Genomic DNA, 25,204 nt, shown 5'->3' with positions numbered 1-25,204 from the left:
AAGCGCCGCGATGTTGAAATTACAGTTGTATGAATTCCGCACGTTGGAATAGATTGCCCGCTATCACGTGACACCAGTACGGGCCCCTCTGACAACTCGATCCGAGTTGTGATGTCGGACTGGACGATGAAGCGGCCCGACCTGCGCGCCAGATCAATCGCTGCTTCAAGTGATGCGAACGATACATCCGCGTCGCGACACCGGGTGCACGCGCTCGCGTTGCGCAACAGATTCAGCCAACGGCGGACAAGAAGCCGTCACAGTGGAGGATGGATTTTGGACTTCAACGACACAGCATTCTGGCTTGCGATCGGCCAGATCATCTGGATCAACATTCTGCTTTCAGGCGACAACGCCGTCGTCATCGCGATGGCATGCCGCTCGCTGTCCGACCGCGCTCGCCTCTGGGGCATGATCCTCGGCGCCGGCGTTGCGGTGGTGCTGCGGATCATCTTCACCGGCATCGTGACGACGCTGATGAACGTGCCTTATCTCAAGGCGGCCGGCGCCATCGCGCTGCTCTACATCGCGATCGACCTGATCAAGCCGAAGTCCCACGACGAAGACGATCAGGTCAACGCAGCCGACACGCTGCTGAAGGCGATGATGACGATCGCCATCGCCGACGTGGTGATGAGCCTCGACAACGTCGTCGCCATCGCCGCCGTCGCCAAGGGCAGCTGGGTTCTGCTCGTCATCGGCCTCGGCATCTCGATCCCGATGATCGTTGCCGGAAGCGCGATCATCATGGCGATGCTTGACCGCTTTCCGGTGCTGGTCTGGGCCGGTGCCGCGCTGCTCGGATGGATCGCGGGCGAGCTGTTCGTCAGCGACGTCGGCATCGCCGGCCAGCTGGGCACGGCTACCGCGCACGCTTACGAAAAGCCTGCTGCGATCGCCGGCGCCGTCTTCGTGCTTGCGGTTGGTGCGCTGCTCCGCTTCGTCCGCCGCCGCGAAACACCGGTGACGGATCAGCACCAGAGCCAGAGCTGAGAAAGGCTCGGCAGACATCTTCACGCGGAGCGAACAACGCTTCGCGTGAAAGATTTCGTGTGAAGTCTTCGCATGGAGACAACGCAGCAAATGAGGAGTTGACGTCTCGATTCCGGTTGAATCGAGATCTAAGGCATCCTCACAAGGCCTATGAAGACAAACCGCCCGCTGGGTCGACCAGCGGGCGGTTCATTTTCAACGGGGCGGCCGGTTTGCGAGCGACCGGCGCGGCTTACACCAGTGCAGCGAGCTGCGGCGCGACGCGACTGACATGCTCCATCGATTCCGCAAGCATCAGCTCGATCTTCTGATCGAGCACCACGCGGAACGCGCAAAGCGCAAGCAGCGAACGCGCGACCAGGGACGGATGCCGGCGCGGCTTCAGCATCGCCGATGCCGCTTCGGTCACGTCGGCCAGATGCACGCTCTCGGCGACCACCGAACCCTCGCCATCCTCCAGCACGTAGAGGCGGCCGATCCGCGTCAAGCACAGGACGCAGTCGAGCTCCGGCCTGCGGCCGACGATATAGAACTGCGGATCGCCGAGATCGGTCTTGCCGGTGTCCCACGCCGAGAATTTTCTGCGCGAAGCATGCGCCGAATAGAGCGCAACCATCTCCTGCAACTCATCCTGAGACCAGCAATGCGGCCGCTCGAGTGGGTGAAACGCGATGACGTTCTGCGCTTTCATGTCTTGTCCTCGAAGAGGAGCCGGTGAAGCTCCGGATCATAAAACTCGAGCAGCTTGCGGGCGAATGACGACGGGGTTTCTCCCAACGCGCGAGCCCAGCCTTCCATCGCCTCGGTGGGAACACGACCGAAGCCGTTTTCCACCTGCGAGATGAATGTGTAGTACTTAAGACCCAACCGGTCCGCGAGTTCGACCTGCGACAATCCGGCCCGGTTCCTCAAGCCTTTCAGCCAAGCCCCAGCCTGCTTCCGCAGCAGCTTCGCTTCAGGCTCCGCCTTCGCAAAATGCACTGGCCCCTCCCGACTTCAAAAACTCTTGATCGTTCCGAAGTTTCAAGTGTACTAAACTATCCAAAAATGAATGCGCTCGCGCGAATTGAGACTTAGCACAATTCGGCTCTGTCTTAAACCCAGCAACGAACGCGGACTTCGTCAACCCGACAACGATGTGACGGCTACGGGAGGTATTGGTGCCTATCAAACTCCATTCTCCGAACCCGCCGGTTCGAAGCAACGAATGGAAGGGTCCGAGGTTGCTGGCGGCCGCCGTGGCGGTCGTCGGAACTCTTGCGACCGGCACCATTGCCTGGACCGCACCGTCGCCGCTCGTGCTGCCGATCATCAGCGTGATGGCGGTCATCGCCGCGGCAACCGCGGCGGCGATCGCCTGGCTGACGGCGCAGCGTTTGATCGCGGCCGGCGTGACCTACTGGGACATCGCCGGCGCGCTCACGTTCATCGGCATCTTCGCGGCGCTGCTGAGCGACGCCGGGCAGGTGCTTCCTCTTCTTGAATCCAAACCATCAGAGTAGCGAGCTGGAACGACATTATGGCTGAACTTTTCACCGCCCAAGCGCTGACGGCGCTCCTGCAGGTCATCATGATCGATCTGGTGCTCGCAGGCGACAACGCGATCGTCATCGGCCTTGCAGCCGCCGGCTTGCCCGCTGAACAACGCAAGCGCGCGATCCTGATCGGCATTGTTGCCGCCACGGTTCTCCGCATCGGCTTTGCCGCGGCGACGGCGCAACTGCTGCAGATCGTCGGCCTGCTGCTCGCGGGCGGACTGTTGCTGCTGTGGGTGTGCTGGAAGATGTGGCGCGAGTTGCGCAGCCAGCATGCCGAAGAAACCGCCGAGTCGTTCGACATCGACGTCAACCCCGATGGCACCGCATCGGTTCGCGGCCCGCGCAAGACCTTGGCACAGGCGACCTGGCAGATCATCATCGCCGACGTATCGATGTCGCTCGACAACGTGCTCGCCGTCGCCGGCGCGGCGCGCGAGCATCCATACGTGCTGGTGTTCGGCCTTGCGCTGTCGATCGCGCTGATGGGCATCGCGGCGACGTTTATCGCCAAGCTGCTGCAGAAGCATCGCTGGATCGCCTATGTCGGCCTCGCGGTCATCCTCTATGTGGCGGTTGAGATGATCTATCGCGGCACACAGGAGGTGTTGCCGCTCGTCACCGCGCTGGCGATGTTCAACTAGAGCATGATCCGGAAAAGTGTGTAGCGGTTTTCCGAAAAGACCATGCTCAAACAACAAGCTAGAGCGCGAAGACGATTCGTCCAAATCTCATCGCGCTCTAGCGATTAGCGATCCGTCAGTTTGACGCATAAAGAGGGGGCGCGGCATCGTCGATGCTGCGCCCCTTTATTTTGCCGGTCTTTGACAAACGCTTTGACGCTTCGCCCGCCGCTACGTCTCCGCCGTGCGACGCCGATCCTCGATCGTCAGCGCGATCACCGCGGCGACAATGCACAGCGCGCCGGCGGCGAAGAAGGCCGGCAGATACGTCGCCAGCATCGTCCGCGAGAACCCGGCCGCGAAGGCCGCCAATGCTGCACCGATTTGATGGCCCGCGAAGATCCAGCCAAACACAAGATTGGCGCGCTCGGGACCGAACTTCGCGGCCGTCAGCTTGACCGTCGGCGGCACGGTCGCGATCCAGTCGAGCCCGTAGAACACGGCGAACAGCGACAGGCCGAAGAAGGTAAAGTCCGTGAAGGGCAGGAACACGAGCGACAGGCCGCGCAAGCCGTAGTACCAGAACAGCAGCCAGCGATTGTTGTACCGGTCCGACAGCCAGCCCGAGATGATCGTTCCGAAGAAGTCGAACACACCGATCGCAGCGAGCAACCCTGCCGCACTGGTTTGCGTCAGGCCGTAATCGACGCACATCGGGATGAAGTGGGTCTGGATCAAGCCGTTGGTGCTGGCGCCGCAAATGAAGAAGGTGCCGAACAGAATCCAGAATGCCCGCGTGCGTGAGGCGTCGCGCAAGGCGCCGAAGGCAGCGGCCGTCACCGAGGCCGGTGCCGGCGGCGCAGCCGGCGGTGGTCCCTCGTGACCATAGGGCAGCAGGCCGACATCCGACGGGCGATCCCGCATCAGCAACAGCATCACCAACGCCGCACCGCCGACGGCCACGCACACCACCATCAAGGCGATGCGCCAGCCATAGGCAACCGACAGCGAGGTGAGGATCGGCAGGAAGATCAGCTGTCCCGTCGCGACGCTGGCGGTCAGAATGCCGACCACGAGCCCTCGTCGTGCCGTGAACCAGCGTGTCGCCACGGTCGCGCCGAGCACCAATGCCGTCATTCCCGTTCCGATGCCGACGCCGATGCCCCAGAGCAGCATCAGTTGCCACAGGCTGGTCATTCCCAGCGACAGCAGCAGGCTGCCGGCGACGATGCTCTGCGCGGTCAGGACAACACGGCGCACGCCATACCGGTTCATCAGCGCGGCCGCGAACGGCGCGATGATGCCGAACAGGAAGAAGCGGATCGCGAGTGCGGCGGAAATATCCGAGGTGGACCAGCCGAACTCCTGCTGCAGCGGAATAATGAAGATTCCCGGCGCTCCGACCGCGCCGGCCATGATCAATCCGGACAGGAACGTCGCGGCGGCAACGACCCAGGCGTAGTGAATGCGGGACTGGGCAGGCGTGCCCGCGGATAGCGTGGAATTCATGAGAAGCGCCCCTTCGCGCAGGAATAGCCGACGGTTTCTATGACTATCATCATATAAGCGTGTCGACCATCGCCCGACGCACGATGGCAGGAATGCAGGCGGCGCGACAGGGGTACGCACTCCCGCGCCCGGCCCACCTGCCGTTGGGGTCAATGGCCTTCGCTTGACGTATCTTTCCGGGATCAAGCGCCGCTGCAGCCGCAGCCGGTCACCACATCGTCTGCCGAGCCCGCTCCGGCCAAGCCCGATCATACTCCTCGCCGCCGACCCGATTGGCGCTCATGCTGGCCAGGATCTGGCCCGGACTCGGCAGATCCTTCGCGTCGACATGCTTGGCGGGATTCCAGAGATCGGAGCGGACGATGGCTCGCGCGCACTGGAAATAGACCTCATCGACATCCATGACGATCACCGAACGCGGCGCCTTGCCTTCCATCAGGAATGACTGGCACAGCGCAGGATCGGTCGCGATATGCGCGCGGCCGTTGATCCGCAACGTGCTTCCGACGCCGGGGATCAGAAACAACAGCGCCACCCGCGGATCACGCACGATGTTGCGCAAGGAGTCGATCCGGTTGTTGCCGCGCCGGTCCGGCATCATCAGCGTCTTGTCGTCATGGATACGGACGAAGCCGGCGGCGTCGCCGCGCGGCGAGCAATCGAGCCCTTCAGGACCGCTGGTTGCCAGCGCGGCAAACGGCGAGACCTCGATCAGCTTGCGGTATTCGGCCGTCACCCGGTCGGCGACTTTGACCGTCGAAGCGTCATTAGGCTTTCCGTAGATCGCCTCGAGCTCTTCAACAGACGACACAATCGACATCGGGAAGCTCCGGCTGCGATGGGATGCCGGCCTTTTAGCCCAGCGGATGGCGCACCAGCAAGGGACTTGCAAATGGTTGGCGGTGCGCTTGGGGCATCAAGCGCACCGCCGAAGGTCTCTTAAGATGAAGATGGATCTTAAGAGCAGCGCGCCGGGCCATCGGCACCGGCGCAGTGCCTCACTTCGCCTTCAGGAAGTCCGCGGCTTCGAGCAGGACGAATTCGTTATCGTCTGCCTTGTTCGGATCCCGGCTGGTGGAGAACGGCAGATTATTGTCATTGCCGACAATAATATGGCGATCGTCGACCCGATCGACATTTTCGATCGTGAAGAACGGGAACGTCAGGACACCATCGTTCAGCGCCTTGCGTGCCTTCTTCTCCGGATCCTTGATCTTCATCAGATCAATATAGGCGACCTTGCGCACCGGCTTGCCGGCGTTGGCATCGGACAATTCGACCTTGTACACCCGCTTGAACTTGGCGAGATCGGCGAAACAGCTCTCGCCGCGCTGGCCCTGCGGACAGGCCTTGTCCGGCGTGCCTTCGCCATTGTCACGCTCGATCACCAAGCCGGACGTTGCGTCCAGCATGTTGAAGTCGCCGATGGCGTTGCCGTTCGCCTCGAACACGTAATACCAGAAGCGGCCGGTGAACGTCTCCGCCACGACATCGAATTCAAGGATGCGCGCGGCTTCCTTGCCATCGACCTTCTCGATGTCCTTCTTCTCCGGATCCCACAGCGCGCCTTCGAGCAGCGGATAGAGGAATTTGCCGTCCTTGGAGCTGGCAAAGCCTTCGTAACCCTTGGAGCGGCGCAGATTGACGGTCGTATAGGTTGCGCCCGGCGCGCCCGGAGACTGCACCGACCAATGATCCGGCGAGCGCACCGGCTTGCCGTCCGCCATTGACTCGAACACCGCCAGCACCTTGCCGCTCTTGTCCGCCTTGATGATGTAGGGGCCGAATTCTTCGCCGATCCAGAAGGTATCGCCGATGATCTGGAAGCCTTCAGTGTCAAAATCGGCGCCGGTGAGATAGCGTTTGGCCGTATCCTCATGGACGATACGGAACGGCACCTTCCGATCCGGGTCATGCAGGAATACCGTCTCCTGGCGCTCGACCTTGCCGGTCGTCCAATCGATCTTGTGACGGTTGAGGTACAGCATCGAATCCGCGGAATTGTAACGCGAGCCCATGCCATTGTCGGTCAGCACCCAGAATGTGCCGTCGGGCATCACCTTGATGCCCGAGTGCCCCTGCAACGGCTGCCCCTTGAACGGGACGGAGACGCCGGTCGGCCGCTCGTAGGATTTGCCCATGACGCTGCCCAGCGCCTCGACCCGGCGGCCAGTGGTATACTTGCCCGATGTCTTCAGGTCGGCCGGAGCATCCGCCGGGGCCTCGATAAAGGTTTCTGCCGGGAGAACCGCATGACCGGCGAGCGTTGCCGGAAATTCGGCGCTGGCCAGCGCTCCCGTCGACAACATGAAACTCAGTGCAACGGAGCACAGAAACGAATGGCGCATGGCAAGTCTCCTCAGTGAGCCCGCGCACCTTCTGAAGAATGGACATTGCGCCCCTTTGACAAATCCATGACCCGCAGATGACACGCGTCATCCTCTCCAGGAATGACACAAACCATTGATCTGGCGTCTGATTTCGCACCTTCAGCCAAGCTGCGGGCGAGGGTCCCGTCCGCTCCCGGCCACGAGGGCACCATGGCGCTGGCGCGACCGGCAGAATGCGGGCCAGCCATGCAACGATAGACAACCGCGCCCGGAAGCAGGTAGCTGAGTGATGAGTTTCTGATCCAGAAACGACACGAGAATCATGAATTTGCTAGTGTCCTGCCCGAATCCGACGTTCGCTCTGAGCGTCCTGCAAAGGACAGCGGACGTCGGATTCGGGACACTAGGGCATCGATAAAGAAGCGGAGCTGGGATCGCCATGGCGGACATCGTCGCCGGGTCGGAGCGGAGCGAGACGCAGTCGGAACTGCGCAGCCTGACCGTCATTTCGGTCGCGCACTGGCTCAGCCACTATTACATCCTGGTGCTGCCGATGCTGTACCCGTTCCTGAAGGACAGGCTCGGCGTCGGCTTCATCGAGCTTGGCCTGTCGATGACCGTGTTCGGCGTGGTATCCGGGCTGACCCAGGCGCCACTGGGCTACGTCGTCGACCGCTTCGGCGCGCGCAAGCTGCTGATCCTGGGTGTTTGCCTCGGCAGCATCGCCTTCATCATCCTGGGCTTCAGCCTGAACTACGCGACCCTGATCGGCTGCGCCGCCCTGCTCGGGCTCGCCAACAGCGTCTATCATCCCTCCGACTACGCGCTGTTGGCGGCCAATATCGACGGCCGGCGCATCGGCAGGGCCTTCTCGATCCACACCTTCGCCGGCTTCTTCGGCGGCGCCGTTGCGCCCGCGCTGGTCGCGGCCCTCGTGGCGCTGACCAGCGGCACCGGCGCGCTGATCGCAACCGGCGTGATCGGCTTTGCCGTGGCGCTGCTGCTGGTGCTCTTCCCGATTCCCGAAGCCAGTGCCGCGACCGCCGCGAACACCAATGCCAGCGCGGATCCGAACGCACCGACCAGTGTCCTCACCCCGGCAATCATCTCGCTGACGATCTTCTTCATGCTGCTCGGCCTGTCCAACAGCGGCATCAGCACCTTCGGCGTGGTCTCGCTGATGAGCGGCTACGGCCTCGTGTTCTCGACCGCCAATATCGCCCTGACCGCCTATCTCGGCGCCAGCGCGGTGGGCGTGCTCGCGGGCGGTTTTCTCGCCGATCGTACCCACCGCCACGGCGACGTCGCCGCCGCATGCTTTGCCGCGAACGTCGTCCTCGTCATCCTGATCGCGATGTTCACGCCGCATCCAGCGTTGATGATCGCGATGATGACGCTGGCGGGCTTCCTCGGCGGCGTGATCGCGCCGTCCCGCGACATGATGGTGCGCAAGGCAGCGCCGCCCGGCGCTGCCGGACGTGCCTTCGGCATCGTTTCAACCGGCTTCAACATGAGCGGCATCGTCAGCCCGATCCTGTTCGGCTGGGTCATGGATCAATCCATGCCGCGCGGCGTGTTCTGGCTGGCCGCCTTCTTCATGGCGCTGACGGTTCTGCTGGCGTTCGTGACGGAGCGGCGCAAGCCGAGCCCGGCCGAGGCGACCTGAAGCGCGATCAGGTTTGGATCAATCGCCCCCGCGCTTTGGTTCCTTGTTTGGGTATGATCGTTTCGGACCATCGCGCCCGAGTTTTCCGGGTCGCAACCTAACCACACCAAACCATCCGAGAGCATCACCGCATGGCTCGCCTTCCCTATCTCGATCTGGCCGACATAGCTGCCGAGCACCACGACCTGCTGGCGCGCAAGATCAACCTCAACAAGATCCTGGTGCATAGCCCCGCTGCCGCCCGCGCCTTCGGCAAGCTCGGGGGGCACATCCGGTTCAAGAGCAAGCTCGATCCGCGTCTGCGCGAACTGGCGATCCTGCAGGTCGGCTATCTCACCCGCTCCGCATACGAGTACTCGCACCACATCAAGATCGGCCGCGAATTCGGTGTGTCCGATGACGACATCCGTGGGCTGATCGACGAGAACAGCGGCAAGCCCTCGAATCTCGACCCGCTGACGAAGGCGGTGCTGCAGGCCGCGCGCGAGATGACCCATAAGATCGCGCTTTCGGACGAAACCTTCGCCGCGCTGAACCGGCACATGGATGCCGAGACGATCGTCGAACTGATCGTTGCCATCGCGTTCTACAACGGCGTGGTGCGGCTGCTCGCAGCGTTGCAGATCGATGTCGAGGATGACTACAAGACGTATCTCGACGCCTTCCCGCTTCCCAAATGAACCGAGGCCAGGCGGCTCAGAGCCGCCGGTTTCTCTATGACGCCGCCGGTTTCCGATCGCGAAGATACGCGGTCGCGAACAACACATACCAATCGAGACAACCCGGGTTTGCCATCGCATCCTTGTTGATGACCCGTTCGACCGGTTGGCCCAGCATTAGCTTCTTGACCGGCAGCTCCTGCTTCTTGCCGGACAAGGTGCGCGGAATCTCCGCGACCTGAAATACGTCGTTCGGCACGAAGCGCGGCGATAGCGCCGTGCGGATCGCTCCATTGATGGCCGCCTTCAGCCGATCATCGAGCGTGAGCCCCTCGCGCAAGACGACAAACAGCGGCATGTAGCTCTCGCGGCCGAGATACTCGAGGTCGACCACCATCGAGTCCATCACCTCAGGCAGCCCTTCGACCGCGCTATAGAGCTCGCTGGTACCCATCCGCAGGCCGTGACGGTTGATCGTCGCGTCGCTGCGGCCATAAATGATGCAGCCGCCATGCGGCATGATCTTCAGCCAGTCGCCATGACGCCAGACTGGCCCGCGGCCGGAGCCGTCGAAATTCGCAGGATATGTATCGAAGTAGCTGGCGATGTAGCGCTTGTTGCCGTCGTCGCCCCAGAAATAGAGCGGCATCGACGGCAGCGGCTCGGTGCAGACCAGTTCGCCGACATCGCCGACGACAGGCTTGCCCTCCTCAGTGAACGCTTCGACCGCACAGCCGAGCAGCCTGCATTGCATCTCGCCCGGCACGGTCGGCAACTGGCGATTGCCGCCGATGAAGGCGCCAGCGAAGTCGGTGCCGCCGGACATGTTGCACCACCAGATGTCTTTCTGCGCCGCATTGCAGTTCGTCGCCGCGAGCTTGGCGAACTGCGCGGTGCCCCAGCGCTGCACGTCTTCGCTCAGCGGCGAACCGGTCGTCCCGAGCGCGCGCACCTTCGACAGATCGCCACACGCCGACAGGTCCACGCCCGCCTTCATGCAGTTGGCGAAGAACGCCGCGCCCGCACCGAAGAACGTCACGCCGAGATCGGCAGCGAAGCGCCACAGCGTCGTCCAGTCCGGACTGTCCTTCGCGCCGCCCGGATTGCCGTCGAAAATGCAGCAGGTCGTGCCGCCGAGCAGCCCATTGACCTGGCAATTCCACATCACCCATCCGGTCGAGCTGTACCAATGGAAGCGCTCGCCAAGCGAGTTCGGCGCATAGCTGCTGCCGACGTCGTTATGGATCACGTTCAGCGTCAGCGACATCAGCAGGATGCCGCCATGGCCGTGTACGATCGGCTTCGGCAAACCGGTCGTGCCGCTCGAATACACGATCCAGAGCGGATGATCGAACGGCAGCCACACCGGTTCGAACGCCCTTACCGCAGCATCATCGCGCGCGATCGTCGCGGCGAATGAAACCGTATCCTCGACCCCGCCGGTGGTGCCGAGATTGGTATGCAGGATGAGATGCTGCACGCTCGGCAGCGCGGCTCGCAACTCGCGCACCACCTGGGTCCGGTCGTGGTCCTTGCCGGCATAGCTGACGCCGTCGCATGCGATCAGCACCTTCGGCTCGATCTGCTTGAAGCGGTCGAGCACCGCGGCCGTGCCCATGTCCGGCGCGCACAGGCTCCAGACGCCGCCGATGCTGGCCACCGCCAGGAACGCGACGATCGTCTCGATGATATTCGGCAGATAGGCCGCAACCCGATCACCCGACTGCACGCCCTGGTCCCGCAGATGCAGCGCCAACGATGCCGCCTGCCGCTGCAACTCGGGCCAGGACAGCGCCTGGCGCGCGCCCTTCTCGTTGTTGCTCATGACCGCGGGTTGATCTGCACGGTGCGCAGCCTCGACATGGCGGAACACCTGCCGCGCATAGTTGACTTGAGCGCCGGCGAACCAGACCGCGTTCGGCATATCGCGCCGTGCCAGCACCGCGCTGTGCGGGGTTGGCGACTGGAGATCGAAATAATCCCAGATGCACTGCCAGAAGCCGTCGAGATCGGTCACCGACCAGCGCCACACGGCATCGTAGGATGCAAAGGTGAGGCCGCGCTTGTCCTTCAACCAATCTTGAAAGAGGGCGATCTGGGGAACATAGGGCGCGTTCATGGGATGCGTCGCAGGCCTTTCCATGGCTCGTTGCTTGTTTGATCGGAACCTACGGATTTGAGGCTCACAAGTCGATAGCACCGCCGCGAAAATCGGCTAGTCTCCGGGCGCAGCGAAAGGCTCTCCCCATGCTCCCCTTCGACAACGCCTCGTTTTGGTCATTCCCTTACGTTTCGCAGCGGATGCCGCTGCTGGCGGAAAACGTGGTTTCGACCTCACAGCCTTTGGCCTCGGCCGCCGGCCTTGCGATGTACCTGCGCGGCGGCAACGCCGTGGATGCTGCGCTTGCAACCGCGATTGCCCTGACGGTGGTCGAACCCTGCCAGAACGGCATTGGCGGCGACACCTTCGCGCTGATCTGGGCTGACGGCAAGCTGCATGGATTGAATGCATCCGGACGCGCCCCGCGGCGGATGACGCCGACGCATTTCAAGGACCGTGAGACCATGCCGATGCGAGGCTGGGACTCGGTGACGGTTCCGGGCACCGTTTCCGCCTGGCGCACGGTGTCGGACAAGTTCGGCAAGCTGCCGTTCGCGGACCTGTTCGAGCCGGCGATCCGCTACGCCACCGACGGCTACCTCGTCTCGCCCACGGTGCAGCGCCATTGGCAGGCGCAGGTCGCCGAGCTGAGCGTGCAGCCGGGCTATCGCGAAGCCTTCGCGCCGAAGGGCCGCGCGCCACTCCCCGGCGAGCGGTTCATCTGCCCCGGACAGGCGCGCACACTGGCGCGCATCGCCGAAACCAAGGGCGAAGCCTTCTATCATGGCGAGTTGGCCGCAGCGATCGCGGCCCACGCGCGCAACACCGGCGGCCTGATCGAAGAAGCCGATCTCGCCGCGCATAAGGCCGATTGGGTCGAGCCTATCGCGATGACCTACCGCGACCTGACGCTGCATGAGATCGGCCCGAACGGCCAGGGCATCGGCGCACTGATCGCGCTCGGCATCCTCGACAACTTCAACATCGCGGCGGATGAGCCGGACACGGCGCTGACGCAGCACATCAAGATCGAGGCGATCAAGCTCGCCATTGCCGACATGAGCGAGTATGTCGGCGATCCCGACACCATGCGCAATATCACCGCCGCGCATCTGCTCGATAAGACGTATCTGCATAAGCGCGCGACGTTGATTGATCTCGATCGCGCGGCGACCTGTCTGCCGGGAATGCCACTGAACGGCGGCACGGTGTATCTCACCGCAGCCGACAAGAACGGCATGATGGTGTCGTTCATCCAATCGAACTTCAAAGGGTTCGGCTCCGGCGTGGTCGTGCCCAACACCGGCATCGCACTGCAGAACCGCGCCTTCGGCTTCAGCCTGAAGCCAGGGCATCCGAACCAGGTCGGTCCCGGCAAGCGCCCCTTCCACACCATCATTCCCGGATTCCTGACCCGCAACGGCCAGCCGCTGATGAGCTTCGGCGTGATGGGTGGATCGATGCAGGCGCAAGGCCATGTGCAGGTGACATCGCGCATTGCCGACCACGGCCAGAACCCGCAGGCCGCGAGCGATGCGCCGCGCTGGCGCGTGCAGGATGACAATGCCACCGTCGCCGTGGAATGGAATTTCTCCAAGGACGCGATCGAAGGCTTGCGCGAACGCGGCCACAAAGTGGTGGTCGCAGACCGCTTCGACACCGAGTTCGGCTGCGCGCAGCTCGCCATGAAGGTCGATGGTGGCTACATTGCAGCCTCCGATCATCGCAAGGACGGCTATCCGGTCGGGATCTGAGCCATGTGGGTGAGACGTCGGCGCGCCGGACGATGAGCCCAGTGGCGTGAGCGTTCGGCTCCGATTCAATCAGCCGGCACGAGGCGCTAACCAGCCGCAGCGAGCGCCGCGGCGACACGCCGCGATCCCGGACACGGAATCTCGTTTACGGCGGAACCGAGTTTCTTCTCGAAGCGCGACAGCCGCCAGTCGTCCGGCGCGTGCTTGAGTGAGAAGCCGGCTTTGCGCGCCAGCGCGATCATCGCTTCGTTAGTCCGCAGCGCCTCCCCGAACAGATTGACGGCGCCAGACGCGGCCGCCCGGCACTCCAGGTTGGCGATCAGAGCCGACCCCATGCCGCGCCGCCGCCACGCCTCGCCGATCGACATGCCGAACTCGACCTGTCGCCATGTTGGATCGAACGCATAGCGCGCTTCGCCCACAATGAGCGGCCGCCCATCAACCTGAAGCTCGGCGATTACCGCGAAACGACGCTCCTCGCCGATCCGCACTATGCGATCGAGCTCCTTGCCCGAGAGCGCCCGCACTGCGCCGAGGAAGCGATTGTAGTGGGATGGGCGCGACAGCGCATGCAAGTAGGCTTGCAGGGATTCGACATCTTCCGGCTCGACGAAGCGCACAATGAGCTTCTGCCCCGACGGCAGACGGATGACGTCGGCAAACGACCGTAACGCGCTGGCTCGGATGTCAAACATCGCCATCTCCCGCGGACCGTTTGCGGCCGTACGTCGAAGGATTGTGCACCGAAGGCCCCGGCACGTCGCGGCCCTCCCGCGTGCTGATCGATCAGGCGCGCCAGAACGGCTTGTTGATCTCATCGGCCACGCTTGCCGCCGAGACGCCGATGTCGTGCAGCTCCCGCTCGGACCACTGCGCGAGCTCGTGCCGGCTGCGGGCGCGCTCACGCCAAACCTCTAGCGTCTGCGCAATACGGGAAAGACCATCGAGAACATGAAAATTTGTCACAAAGCGAGATGTCAGAGCAGACATCGCCATCTCCATAGGAAGCCATTTGTTGGGGTCAATATCTTGCTGCGGCGCAGCTTTGACAAACGACACTTTGTCGGCTTATATATGAGGATATCTCATGTATGAGATCAGCTCATGTCCAGGCTGCCCTCGCTGAACGGATTACGCGCCTTCGAAGCCGCCGCCCGGCATATGAGTTTCACGAAGGCCGCGGCGGAATTGAACGTCACGCAGACGGCGATCAGCCATCAGATCAAACGTCTGGAAGACGAACTGGGTCTCCGCCTCTTCGTCCGGCAGAACCGGACATTGGTCCTGACCACCGAGGCCCGCGAGTACCTGCCGGGCATCCGCGCCGCTTTCCAGGATCTTCGGCTCGCCACCGAGCGACTGAAGCAGCGGGAAAACGCGAATGTGCTGATCGTCAGCACGCTGGCCTCGCTCGCGGCGAAATGGCTGGTGCCGCGCCTGTCGAAATTCCAGGACCTACATCCCACGATCGATGTGCGGGTGACGACGTCCACCGCGCTGATCGATTTCGAACGCGAAGGTGTCGATGCGGGAATCCGGTATGGCCTCGGCCACTGGCCGGGGCTGCGGTCCGACTGGCTGATGGCGGACGAGATGTTTCCGGTTTGCAGCCCGGCGCTGCTGAAGGGCCGTCACCCGCTGCGCAACGTCGATGACCTCGCCAACTTCACGCTGCTCCACACCAGCGATGCCTATGAGGACGACTGGCGTGTGTGGCTGACCGCAGCGGGCAAATCCGCCAATCCCTCGCAGCATCCCGGACTGACCTTTGACCTGATCTTCATGACGGTGCAGGCGGCGATCGATGGGCTTGGAATCGCCATGGGCCGCACCGCCTATGTGGAGGCGGATATCGCCCAGGGCCGCCTCGTCGTACCGTTCGATCTGGTGATCCCGTCGGCGGCCGGATTCTATCTCGTTTGCCCGGAAGCGACCGCCGATCAGCCGAAGATCGCAGCCTTTCGCGATTGGCTGAAAGCATCAGCCAGTCGCGACAAGGGGACGCTCGCGCCGCCGCTGCATCTCGCGGCCCGCCGGTAGTGCGCGGCGGTACAGGCGCGCCGCGCTACATCTTCTTATAGGCGTCCACCAGAGCCTTGCCATCGGCGCCCGCCTTCTTCAGCCAGTCGTCGGTCAGCTGCTCGCCGATCTTCTTGAAATCGTCCTTCAGCGTCGCGCTCGGCGGCTGCACCTTCATGCCCTTCGCCTTGAGCTGCTCGACATACCAGCTCGTCTTGTCCTCCCAGGCCTTCCAGCCGCGGGTTTCCGCCGTGGCCGCCGCCTTCAGAATCGCCTCCTGGGTCGGCTTGTCGAGCGCATCGAACGCCGCCTTGTTGACGAAGGTGACGTTCTTCGGAATCCAGGCCTGCACGTCGTAGAAGTGCGTCAGCGACTCCCAGACCTTGGTGTCGTATCCCGTGCCGCCCGACGACATGAAGGAATCGACGATGCCTGTCGCCAACGCCTGCGGCAGCTCGGCCGCCTGGATCGTCACCGGCTGTGCGCCGACCAGTTCGCCGATCCGGCTCGTTCCGACATTGTAGGCGCGCCACTTCAGCCCCTTCATATCGGCCGCGGAGTTGAGATCCTTCTTCGTGTAGACGCCCTGCGGCGCCCACGGCACCGCAAACAGCAACATCAACCCTTGTGAGGCGAGCTTCTTCTCGATCGCAGGCTTCGATGCCTGATAGAGCTTCATCGCCTCGGGGAAGCTGGTTGCCAGAAACGGCACGACATCGAGACCGAACACCGGATCCTCGTTCTCGTGGATCGACAGCAGCACCTCGCCCATCTGCGCCTGCCCGGTCGCCACCGCGCGCTTGATGTCGGGAGCCTTGAACAAAGAGGCATTGGCATGCACGTTGACCTTCAGCTTGCCACCAGTTGCAGCCTCCACGTCCTTGGCGAAGGCGACGAGATTTTCCGTGTGCGGATTGTCGGCCGGATAGGCGGCCGGCAGATTCCAGGTCGTCTGCGCGCTTGCGTGATTGACGCCGCTACCGAGACCGATGGCGAAACAAGCGACAGTCGCGAAGATGGTTCTACGATTGATCATTCGAACGCTCCCTCGATTGGCCCGATCCTAGCCTCGCCGGCTATCCGGGAAAGACATACTTTGGCAGCCAGGTGACGATAGACGGGAATGCCGTGATGATGGCCACGGCCACCACCAGCAGAAAAAAGAACGGCAGCGCGGCGATCGCCACCGTGTTGGAATCCTTGCCGCTCATGGTCTGCAGCACGAACAGGTTGAACCCGACCGGCGGCGAGACCTCGGCCATCTCCACGATCAGCACCACGAAGATGCCGAACCAAACCAGATCGAAGCCGGCCTTCTGCACCATCGGCAGCACCACCGCCGTCGTCAGTACGATCATCGAAATGCCGTCGAGAGCGGTTCCAAGCACGATGTACATGACCGTCAGCGCGGCGATCAGCGCATAGGGACTGAGTTGCAGGCTGTCGACCCAGGCCGCGAGCGCAAGCGGGATCCCCGTGTAGCCCATCGACTGTTTCATGAACGAGGCCCCGGCAAGGATCAGCATGATCATGCAGGTCGTCCGCGTGGTGCCCATCACGCTTTGCCAAAACGAGGCTCTTGTCAGCGAGCCGCCCCACCAGGCGATCAGCAGCGATCCAAGCACGCCCCATGCTGCACATTCAGTCGCCGACGCCCAGCCGGTGATCAGCACTGCGAACACCAGCAGGATCAGCAGCGTCAGCGGAATGAGGTTGGCCGACTCCCGGATTTTTTCGGCGAAGCTCATCTGCGGTTCGGACGGCGGCATCTTGTTCGCATGCGCTACCGACCAGCCCGCGATGTAGCCGGAATACAGCGCCATCACCAGAAAGCCCGGCAGGAAGCCGGCAAGGAAGAGCTGCACGATCGAGACGTTGGCAGCCACCGCATACACGACCATGGTGATCGACGGTGGAATCAGAATGCCAAGCGTGCCCGCGCCGGCGAGCGAGCCGAGGCTCAGCGTCTCGTCGTAACCGCGGCGCTTCAGTTCCGGCAGCGCGATCTTCGCCACCGTCGCGCAGGTCGCGGCCGACGACCCGGAGACCGAGCCGAACAGCCCCGACGCGATGACGTTGACATGCATCAGCCGGCCGGGAAGCCAGCCGAGCCACGGCGCCAAGCCGCGAAACATCTCCTCGGACAACCGCGTGCGGAACAGGATTTCGCCCATCCAGATGAACAGCGGCAACGCCGCCAAATCCCAACTGGCACTGTTGCTCCACACCGTGGTCGCGAGCACCGACCCTGCGGGAATGCCTCCGACGAACAGCATGCCGAGCCAGCCGACCGCCAGCAGGCTGATGGCGATCCAGACTCCGCCGGCGAGCAGACCGGCCAACACGGCAAATAGCAGCGCAGCGATTTCCAGAAGCTGGGCGCCCGCCATCAAGCCCTCATACCGCGCTCGCGACCGCGCGCTCGACGGCTTCTTCGGCCGTCTTTGGTGGCTCCTTCTCGTAACGCGGCCTATGGCCGGCGAGCACGTAGACCAGTTCGTCCACCATGGCGAGGGTCAGGATCGCAAGCCCACCCGAGAAGGCGGTCTGCGGAATCCAGATCTTCAGCGGTACGACGCCGGTGGCGACCTCATTTGTCAGCCATGAATAATAAGTGAAGTTGATCGCGTGCCAGGTGAAGTAACCGGCGAAACCGATGCCGATCAGCAGCGCGACGATTTCAATCGTCTGCCGCGTGCGGCCGGTAAAACGATCGATCAGCAGGCCGACGCGGATCATCTCCCCCGACTTGAACGTGTGCGCGAGCCCGAGGAAGGCCATCGCCGCCATCGACCAGGCGGCGAAATCATCGCCCGCCGGAATGTTGATGCCGAACTTCCGTCCGGCGGACAACGCCATCATCAGAAGGAAGATGACGATCAGAAACACGCCTGCGAGCCAGCCGGCGCCGAGGTAGAGACCGTCGAGCAGTTTGCGCAGCAGCCGTCCCAGCATCCGCAGTCGCCCCTCCACCTGAGGCAGGCATCCTAAGACAGGATTTCGCAAGCTGGGAAGTGGGTTTTCCGGATCGCTCGCTTATCTTTTAGGGTGAGCGTGACCGTTTTGCAGACCTGTTGCCCGGTTTGCATTCACGGCTGTCCTTCACCGGCAAAGGCGCCAGAGTTTCTCCGGCGTGGCCGGCATGTCGACATGATGCACGCCGTAAGGTTTCAGCGCATCGACGATCGCGTTCATCACCGCGGGTGCCGCCCCCATCGTTCCGCACTCACCCGCCCCCTTCACGCCGAGGCTGTTGTTGCGCGTTGCCGTTTCGATGAACACCGCATCGACCGCCGGAAGATCGGCTGCCCGCGGCAATGCATAATCCATCAGCGATGCGGTCAGCAGTTGGCCCGATTCCGGCTCGTAACGGATGTGCTCCCACAGCGCCTGACCCAATCCTTGCACCATGCCCCCGACCAGTTGGCCTTTCGCCGACGCGGGATGGATCACCCGGCCGAGATCATCGACCGACAGATGATTGAGGAGGATCACCGACCCGGTTTCGGGATCGATCTCCACCTCCGCAACTTGGCAGCCATAGGGATAACTCGCATTGCTCTCGGCGAATGTCGCCGTGCCTTCGATCGCTCCCGTTGTCGCGGCGAGATCGAACAGGTCGAGCCTGACATCCGTACCCCTTACGATGAACGTGCCATCGCGATACTCCACATCGCCCGCAGCAACTTCGAGATGCTGTGCGGCGAGCTCCGTCGCCCGCGCGATCATCGCCTCGCCTGCGGCGATCATCGCGACGCCGGCGATGATCAACGACGACGAGCCGCCGGTGCCGCCGCCGCGCAGCGCGGTCGTGCTGTCGCCCTGCCGGATTTCGATCTGCTGCAGCGGAACGCCGAACCGATCGGCAAGCAACTGCGCATAGACCGTGCGATGGCCTTGGCCCGAATCCTGCCGGCTGGTGGTGGCAGTGAGGCGGCCGGCGGGTTCGGCGACAACGCGGCTGGTCTCGTTGGGATCGCCGCCGGTCCCGTGAATGTAGAAGGCCATGCCCCATCCGCGCAGGCGCCGCAGCCTTGCTGCCTGCTTGCGGCGCTTCTCGAAGGTCTCGCGCTGCCCAAGGACCAGCGCGCGATCCAGCGCCTGCGCAAAATCTCCTGCATCATAGGTCTGCCCGGCCGCCGTCTTGTAAGGCAGCATGCGCGGCGTAATCAGGTTGCGACGCCGCAACACGACTGGATCGAGACGAAGCTGGGGCGCGGCGCGATCGATCAGCCGCTCCAACACGAACAGCGCCTCCGGCTTTCCGGCGCCGCGATAAGCATCCGTCGGCGCCGTGTTGGTGAAGACGCCACGCACATGGATATGCATCGCCGGGATATGATAGACGCTCGGCGCCATCTTCGCGTAGCCGAGGGTGGGCACGGTCGGCGACACCGCCGATGGATATGCGCCCAGGTTGGCGATCACATCGTGCCTGAGCGCGAGAAAGCGCCCCTTCGCATCCAGCGCCAGCGACGCGCGCGTGACGTGATCGCGGGCGTGAGTATCCGACAGGAACGATTCCGTGCGCTCCGATATCCAGACCACCGGGCGGCTCGCAACCTTCGCGGCCCATAACAGACACGCATATTCCGGATAAGGCGATATCTTCATGCCAAACGCGCCGCCGACGTCTTCGGTGATGACGTCGAGCCGTTCCGGGGCGATCTTCAGCACATCGTTCGCCAGGCAATCGCGAAGGAAGAAGACGCCCTGGCTCGGCACATGCAGACGGTAATGCTGCGGCTTCGGATCGAAGCTCGCCCATGCGCAGCGGGTTTCGAGCGGCACCACCGCAACGCGGTTGTTGACGATGTCGAGACTGACAACGTGGTCGGCCGCAGCGAAGGCGGCTTCGACTGCGGCCGCATTGCCCGCCGACCAGTCGCAACAGACATTGCCGGGCGCCTGCGGCCAGAGCGGCTCGCCGCCGATCGCGCCGTCTGTGCGGGTGACGGATGGCAGCGGCTGATAATCGACGACGACCCGTTCGGCAGCATCGATCGCGTGGGCCAGCGTGTCCGCGACCACGCACGCGACCGCCTCGCCGACGAAGCGGGCCCGCTCCCGGGCGAGGATCGGCCGGCCTGGATCGACGATCGCATGCCCGGGCAGCGTCGCCGGACAGCGCAGCCATCCAAGCCCGGCGGCTTCCGCATCGGCTGCGGTCAGCACCGCGAGAACACCCGGCGCGGTTCGCGCAGCAGCGACATCGACCTCGACGATCCGCGCATGGGCATGCGGCGAGCGGACGAACACCGCATGCGCGGCGGCTACAGGCGCGGTATCCGCCGTGAACCGGCCGCTCCCGCTCAGCAGCCTGGCGTCTTCAACACGCGCAATGGATTGACCGATGATCGCCAAGGGACGCGCGGCTCCTCACGCAGCATGAGCAGCCTTTAGACCACCANCCGCCCGCCACGGCAAACCAGCGGGCAGAGAAGACCCGCTTTCCGGAAACGCCAATCGCTCCGGCTCCGATCGGACCAGAGCCGGAGGCGCTTCGTCTCCTGCGTGAAGCGCGCTCCTAAAGCGAACCTGTGCCGGCTTCGGCTCGAAGCAGACTAGGACAGCATCTTGCGCTCGCCGCCCTCGAACAGCGATCGCAATGCACCCACCTCCTGTTCGGAGATGCGGTGGACCGTCATCATCAGTTCCAGGCGTGCCATCGCGACCAGTTGCGCGGAAAAATCCAGCCCGCCGCTTCTCAGCTCGGCCATGATCGCATCCAGGCGCGCCACGATATCGAGCAGCGCTTCCGCGTCGCTAGAGCCGTTGTTCATATCGCGCGGGCCTGTCGATTGCCGTGGACGCGATCCAGGAGTGCGTTGAACAGACATCGCCGTACAGTTCCACTATTCTAGAGATGACACCGTGAACTTCGAAAGCGTCAAACTCCCCAAGCCCATGACTTGCCGACGCATCCTCGAGGAACGTGATACGCTGTCCTCGATGGAACGCATCGATCGCCGTCGCGAGACATGCGGCCTCACCCGCAAACCCCGCGAGCACGATATGATTGCCTGCGTAGGCCATCATGTCGGCGAACATTCCGCTCGCATAACAGGATGGCCTGCTGCGCTCGAACACCGCATCGTCGCGGGTCGGTTCGAATCCTTCGATCCAGCCGGAAAAAGGGGTAGCCGGATTGAAGAACGGCGAGATTCCTTGCCAGCGCACGAACACCACTGGAATCCTGGCGCTTCGAGCATGCGCCAATGCGAGCCGGCAGTTGGCGAGCGCCTGTTCCGTATCGGTGAGGGCGAGCGCCCGCGCGTTTGCGACGTATTCCTTCTGCATGTCCACCAGGACAAGCGTTGGGATATGGGTCGGGTCGGTGATGGCCCGAAGCGGGATGATCCTGGTCACGCGCTGGTCCTGCGGGCTGTATCAACATCGACCGATGGACGGGTCACGGCGCGGCCGCTCGATCGCTCGAGAATGCCGGGATGATGCCAGCGTCCCTCGGGCCTGATGACGATGTAGGGATCCTGACCGATAGCAATGGCTGCCGGATCTCGTTCGGTCTCCATCACCATCTCGACGTAGTCGAAATCGGAGAACACCAGCTCACGCCCGCCGGCGAGCACTTCGAAGCCGAACCGCCCCCAGAACTTGACCAAGCGTTTCTGCGCATGGCCGTACAGGCGCTGATAGCCCTTGGCGCGGCACAAATCGATCGCGGCGCGCACGAGATGGAACGACAGCCGCGTGTTGCGGAACTCCTTGCGCACCGCCAGCCGTTCGATCTTGGCAAAATCGGCGAAGTAACGAATTCGGATGCAGCCTGCCGGCTCATTGCCGACGTACCCGAGCAGATTGGTGCCGGTGAAATCGTTTCCGTCGAACTCCTCGTCGTAGGGACACTCCTGCTCGCCGATGTAGACGGCGCTGCGCATCGCTACGACCCGCATCATATCCTCGATCGTCCGGGCAACGGTCACCGCGATCGCCTTCTCCGGCGCGGCGCCGTGATAGCCGTCATAAAGCGGCGATGCCTTCTGCTCGGCCGCCGCCGCGCGACGACGGAACATATGCATGTGACCGTTTTCGACACCGCCATAGCGGGCGCCCCGTTCGAAACCGAGGGAATCGAGAAACCGGTAGCCTTCTACCGTGACGCCGCGCGAATAGAGATCGGCGTCAAGGTAGTTCGGCGTGGAGATCTTCTCGAACACCAGCGGCACGCCGCCGACCAGCACCCGCGGCGCGAACACCGCCCACACATAGATCCCGGCAGGCTTCTCGTTCTGGGCGGCGATCAGCGACAGGTCGGGATTTGTCGCGTCCAGTTCGCCCGCCATGAGCTGTCGCATGCCGGCCTCGTTCAGCATCAGGAACGCGACGAAGCCTTCGCCCCTGGGGTTCGTCGAATCGAAATGCCGCTTGCGGGCGATCGCCCAGAGTGAATCCGGATTATGCGAGACCACCCGGTGCACCACCGCGGCCGACGCGAGACCGGGCAACGCGATCCGCGCGCGCGCGACCATCGCATCGATTTCCCGGCCCCCAGGTGTGAAAACCACCAGCCGCTTGGCGAGCTTCTCGGCCTCTATGCCGTTCAGCGAGTGGCCGGGCGCCTTGACCGGCTCGCTCAGCCGGGCTGCCATGCGGCTCATTGCGGGATCATGCGCAGTCATCGTCTCTCTTTCCTGTTGTCAGCCCCGATAGAACTTGCAAAGCTCGACGAAGCTCATGAAAGCGCTGAATGGAGAATAGATTGAGCAGCGGCAGGCGTCTGTACCGCGTCGCAGAAAGGGGTGTTTCGCCAGAAGAACACCCCCCAATCCAGCTCGGTCCCGGACGAACGCCGGACTGGGAAGGCATTCGCTTGTTCCTCGAGATCGCCCGCCGCGGCAGCTTCCGCTCCGCCTCAGAGTCGCTGGGGATGTCGATCAACGTCCTCCGTCGCAAGATCGACGAGCTCGAACGCGGCCTCGGCCTCAAGCTCTTGACCCGGCATGTCGATGGCGTGCGCGTCACGATCGAAGCGGAGCAGATTTTCCGGACCGCCGAGCAGATGGAACAAGCCGCGTTCGGCCTGCTGCGCGCCCGCGATCAGGCGGCCCCCATGCTCGCGGGAGAGGTCCGCATCGCCATCACCGAAGGCCTCGGAACCTTTTGGCTGACACCGCGCCTGATCGAGTTCCAGCGCGCGTATCCGCATCTGCAGCTCAACCTGGCCTGCACCATGCGCTCCGCCGACCTGCTGCGGCTCGAAGCCGACCTCGCGGTGCAGTTGGCGATGCCGACATCTCCGGACCTCAGAGTCATCAAGCTCGGCCGCCTGCATCTGGTGCCGTTCGCCGGGCGCTCCTATGCCGACACCTTCGGCATCCCGAAGACCAAGGAGGATTTCGTCAAGCACCGGATCGTCATCCAGTCGGCGGATCAGGCCCTGGCGCAAGAGTTCTACAACAAGTGGTTCTCGCACATCCCCCAGGCCGGCTTTGTGACGATGCTGAATAATGTCAGCAGCGCTCACTACTGGGCGATCGCCAAGGGGGCTGGCATCGGCTGGCTGCCGACCTACGCGACTGCGATCGGCGCGCGGGTCATTCCCATCGACGTCGATTACCGTCACGCCCTCGACATCGTGCTCGCCTTCCATCCGGACGCGAACAAGATTCCGCGCATCCGCCGCATGATCGACTGGATCGTCGATGCGTTCTCGCCGATGCACTTCCCCTGGTTCAGGGATGAGTTCATTCACCCGAACGAGCTGCAGCGTGCCTATACCGGCGGGCCGCTCGTCAACATGTTCGAAGGCTTCGCCGGATTCGGCATGCAGCCGGAACGCTGAAGCACGTCCGGGCAGAAGCCGGTCCTGGATTCGATCCAGGGTGAAGACCGGCTCGCATGAAGAACCGCATCAGAACCTCGCCACCGCATGAATCGCAACGCCGGCGCGCGGCCGCCGCCACGGCCGCCATCAGTGCAGGCGGGGCGTCCGCAGAAAGCGCAGACGGTCGGCAGATTTCAGCACGACGTCGAAGGTATCGCCCTCACGCTGCAACGTGAGAGGGATATCGACGCCCGCAGGGCCGGTCGCCCAGAGCTTGCGATAAAAATCCAGCAGACCTGCGATGCGCTCGCTGTTGACCGCGAGAATGACATCCCCGGTCTTGATCTCGGCCCGTGCCGCAGGCCCCTTCGGAGAAATCCCGACAACGACGATCTTGTCGTCGATTTCCGTCGCATACATCCCAAGCCACGGACGCGTCGGCTTGTTGACGCGGCCGAACTTGCGCAAGTCACTCAAGATCGGCTTCAACAGATCGATCGGCACGATCATGTTGAGATACTCGTTGCGGCCTTCATGCACGCGTTCGATTTGCAGCGAACCGATGCCCAACAGCTCGCCGCGCGTCGAAATCAATCCTGCGCCGCCCCAATTGGGATGCGCAGGGTAGGTGAAGATCGCTTCGTCGATCGCATACTCCCAATAGCCCGCGAACTCCTGCTTCGCGGCGATCCGGCCTGCCAGCGACCGCGTACGGCCACCGACACCGCCGACCACGATCCGATCGCCGATCTGCGCCGCGCTGGAATCGCCAAGCCGAAGCGGCTCGATCCCAAGATCGCTGAACGCCTGTACCAGACCGAAGCCGGTTTCCTGGTCGATGCCAAGCACATGCCCCTCGGCAACGCGCCCGTCGGACAAATGCAGCCAGACGGTTTCTGCCTCGGTGATCAGATAGCCGATCGTCAGCACCAGTCCGTGATCGATCAACACACCGTTGCCGACACGTTCCGTTCCAAGCGTGTTGGCTGTGAAGGCATCGCTCGGGATGATGGAATGCAGCCCGACCACCGCGGAGAGGGCGCGTTCGAGATCGAATTGATAGTCTTCCGCACGCGGCTGGGCTGCCGCTGGCACCTTCCATTCAGTCACCGAAGCCATTCAGGCCTCCTGTCCGCTGTCGAGTCTGGCCGGCCGCATCACGATCTGCGGCCTCCCGTCATATCGGTTGGACACTGTTTGATCGCAACCTCATCGACCGACGATGATCGG

The 25,204-nt window shown here is 63.2% G+C and carries 24 protein-coding genes; 8 read left to right on the top strand and 16 right to left on the bottom strand.

All coding sequences use genetic code 11. The annotated features are described in order from the left end of the window. Positions 1-276 precede the first annotated feature (276 nt). Positions 277-993 (top strand): TerC family protein, encoded by a 717-nt coding sequence (locus X566_RS10525; protein ID WP_051443997.1) that lies wholly within the window; start codon positions 277-279, stop codon positions 991-993. 232 nt (positions 994-1,225) lie between these two features. Here the strand turns inward: X566_RS10525 and X566_RS10520 are convergent, their stop codons facing one another. Further along, entirely contained in the window at positions 1,226-1,684 is a 459-nt protein-coding gene (locus tag X566_RS10520) for a hypothetical protein (RefSeq protein ID WP_034465965.1), read from the bottom strand. Then, positions 1,681-1,974, bottom strand: coding sequence for a helix-turn-helix domain-containing protein (locus tag X566_RS10515; protein ID WP_034465961.1), 294 nt, complete (start codon positions 1,972-1,974; stop codon positions 1,681-1,683). The genes X566_RS10520 and X566_RS10515 overlap by 4 nt, the downstream gene beginning before the upstream one ends. A 179-nt stretch (positions 1,975-2,153) precedes the next feature. Between X566_RS10515 and X566_RS10510 the strand changes: the two genes are divergently transcribed. After that, positions 2,154-2,495, top strand: a complete 342-nt coding sequence (locus X566_RS10510) for a hypothetical protein (RefSeq protein WP_152539838.1) — start codon at positions 2,154-2,156, stop codon at positions 2,493-2,495. A gap of 17 nt (positions 2,496-2,512) precedes the next feature. Beyond that, positions 2,513-3,172, top strand: coding sequence for a TerC family protein (locus tag X566_RS10505; RefSeq protein WP_034465954.1), 660 nt, complete (start codon positions 2,513-2,515; stop codon positions 3,170-3,172). Positions 3,173-3,382: 210 nt separating this feature from the next. On the opposite strand, the gene X566_RS10500 is transcribed toward X566_RS10505, so the two are convergent. The 3 genes from X566_RS10500 to X566_RS10490 form a co-directional block, all read right to left on the bottom strand. Beyond that, positions 3,383-4,660 carry an MFS transporter gene (locus X566_RS10500; RefSeq protein WP_034465951.1) on the bottom strand — a complete coding sequence of 426 codons (1,278 nt, stop codon included), beginning with the start codon at positions 4,658-4,660 and terminating at the stop codon, positions 3,383-3,385. 208 nt (positions 4,661-4,868) lie between these two features. Further along, positions 4,869-5,480: a pyridoxamine 5'-phosphate oxidase family protein gene (locus X566_RS10495; protein WP_034465948.1), complete on the bottom strand. Its 612-nt coding sequence runs from the start codon at positions 5,478-5,480 to the stop codon at positions 4,869-4,871. A 178-nt stretch (positions 5,481-5,658) separates the two neighbouring features. Then, complete coding sequence (locus tag X566_RS10490; RefSeq protein ID WP_034465947.1) at positions 5,659-7,008, bottom strand: esterase-like activity of phytase family protein; 1,350 nt, start codon at positions 7,006-7,008, stop codon at positions 5,659-5,661. A gap of 421 nt (positions 7,009-7,429) precedes the next feature. Between X566_RS10490 and X566_RS10485 the strand changes: the two genes are divergently transcribed. Beyond that, positions 7,430-8,656: an MFS transporter gene (locus X566_RS10485; protein ID WP_034465946.1), complete on the top strand. Its 1,227-nt coding sequence runs from the start codon at positions 7,430-7,432 to the stop codon at positions 8,654-8,656. Positions 8,657-8,787: 131 nt separating this feature from the next. After that, complete coding sequence (locus tag X566_RS10480) at positions 8,788-9,336, top strand: carboxymuconolactone decarboxylase family protein (RefSeq protein WP_034465943.1); 549 nt, start codon at positions 8,788-8,790, stop codon at positions 9,334-9,336. 34 nt (positions 9,337-9,370) lie between these two features. On the opposite strand, the gene X566_RS10475 is transcribed toward X566_RS10480, so the two are convergent. After that, positions 9,371-11,434, bottom strand: a complete 2,064-nt coding sequence (locus X566_RS10475) for an acetoacetate--CoA ligase (protein ID WP_081740127.1) — start codon at positions 11,432-11,434, stop codon at positions 9,371-9,373. Between the two features lie 128 nt (positions 11,435-11,562). Between X566_RS10475 and X566_RS10470 the strand changes: the two genes are divergently transcribed. After that, positions 11,563-13,170: a gamma-glutamyltransferase family protein gene (locus X566_RS10470; RefSeq protein ID WP_034465936.1), complete on the top strand. Its 1,608-nt coding sequence runs from the start codon at positions 11,563-11,565 to the stop codon at positions 13,168-13,170. Positions 13,171-13,256: 86 nt separating this feature from the next. On the opposite strand, the gene X566_RS10465 is transcribed toward X566_RS10470, so the two are convergent. Then, a complete protein-coding gene (locus X566_RS10465) occupies positions 13,257-13,865 on the bottom strand; it encodes a GNAT family N-acetyltransferase (RefSeq protein WP_034468323.1) in 609 nt (202 codons plus the stop codon). Between the two features lie 91 nt (positions 13,866-13,956). After that, a complete protein-coding gene (locus tag X566_RS10460) occupies positions 13,957-14,229 on the bottom strand; it encodes a DUF1127 domain-containing protein (RefSeq protein WP_409337818.1) in 273 nt (90 codons plus the stop codon). A gap of 45 nt (positions 14,230-14,274) precedes the next feature. Here X566_RS10460 and X566_RS10455 point away from each other — a divergent pair, with 45 nt between their 5' ends. Continuing rightward, positions 14,275-15,210 carry a transcriptional regulator GcvA gene (locus tag X566_RS10455; RefSeq protein WP_034465934.1) on the top strand — a complete coding sequence of 312 codons (936 nt, stop codon included), beginning with the start codon at positions 14,275-14,277 and terminating at the stop codon, positions 15,208-15,210. A 25-nt stretch (positions 15,211-15,235) separates the two neighbouring features. On the opposite strand, the gene X566_RS10450 is transcribed toward X566_RS10455, so the two are convergent. The 7 genes from X566_RS10450 to X566_RS25510 form a co-directional block, all read right to left on the bottom strand. After that, on the bottom strand, positions 15,236-16,225 hold the full coding sequence (locus X566_RS10450; protein ID WP_034465931.1) for a TRAP transporter substrate-binding protein: 990 nt from the start codon (positions 16,223-16,225) through the stop codon (positions 15,236-15,238). Positions 16,226-16,265: 40 nt separating this feature from the next. Then, positions 16,266-17,579, bottom strand: a complete 1,314-nt coding sequence (locus X566_RS10445; RefSeq protein ID WP_034465928.1) for a TRAP transporter large permease — start codon at positions 17,577-17,579, stop codon at positions 16,266-16,268. Between the two features lie 7 nt (positions 17,580-17,586). Further along, positions 17,587-18,162, bottom strand: a complete 576-nt coding sequence (locus X566_RS10440; RefSeq protein ID WP_343213060.1) for a TRAP transporter small permease — start codon at positions 18,160-18,162, stop codon at positions 17,587-17,589. Between the two features lie 129 nt (positions 18,163-18,291). Then, positions 18,292-20,553, bottom strand: a complete 2,262-nt coding sequence (locus tag X566_RS10435) for a xanthine dehydrogenase family protein molybdopterin-binding subunit (protein ID WP_034465922.1) — start codon at positions 20,551-20,553, stop codon at positions 18,292-18,294. A gap of 200 nt (positions 20,554-20,753) precedes the next feature. Then, a complete protein-coding gene (locus X566_RS25005; protein WP_160170461.1) occupies positions 20,754-20,909 on the bottom strand; it encodes a hypothetical protein in 156 nt (51 codons plus the stop codon). Positions 20,910-20,955: 46 nt separating this feature from the next. Continuing rightward, entirely contained in the window at positions 20,956-21,558 is a 603-nt protein-coding gene (locus X566_RS10425) for a cysteine hydrolase family protein (protein ID WP_051443995.1), read from the bottom strand. Continuing rightward, positions 21,555-22,829, bottom strand: a complete 1,275-nt coding sequence (locus tag X566_RS25510; protein ID WP_034465918.1) for a GNAT family N-acetyltransferase — start codon at positions 22,827-22,829, stop codon at positions 21,555-21,557. The genes X566_RS10425 and X566_RS25510 overlap by 4 nt, the downstream gene beginning before the upstream one ends. Positions 22,830-23,020: 191 nt before the next feature. Between X566_RS25510 and X566_RS10415 the strand changes: the two genes are divergently transcribed. Then, the gene (locus X566_RS10415; RefSeq protein ID WP_244434715.1) at positions 23,021-23,992 is read left to right on the top strand and encodes a LysR family transcriptional regulator; all 972 of its coding nucleotides are present in this window, start codon (positions 23,021-23,023) and stop codon (positions 23,990-23,992) included. 129 nt (positions 23,993-24,121) lie between these two features. Here the strand turns inward: X566_RS10415 and X566_RS10410 are convergent, their stop codons facing one another. Then, positions 24,122-25,093 carry a S1C family serine protease gene (locus X566_RS10410; RefSeq protein ID WP_034465917.1) on the bottom strand — a complete coding sequence of 324 codons (972 nt, stop codon included), beginning with the start codon at positions 25,091-25,093 and terminating at the stop codon, positions 24,122-24,124. Positions 25,094-25,204: the final 111 nt, after the last annotated feature.

Origin of the sequence: Afipia sp. P52-10 (assembly GCF_000516555.1) — a bacterium.
Classification (GTDB): Bacteria; Pseudomonadota; Alphaproteobacteria; order Rhizobiales; family Xanthobacteraceae; genus P52-10.
This window is presented reverse-complemented; position numbering and strand designations above follow the sequence as displayed.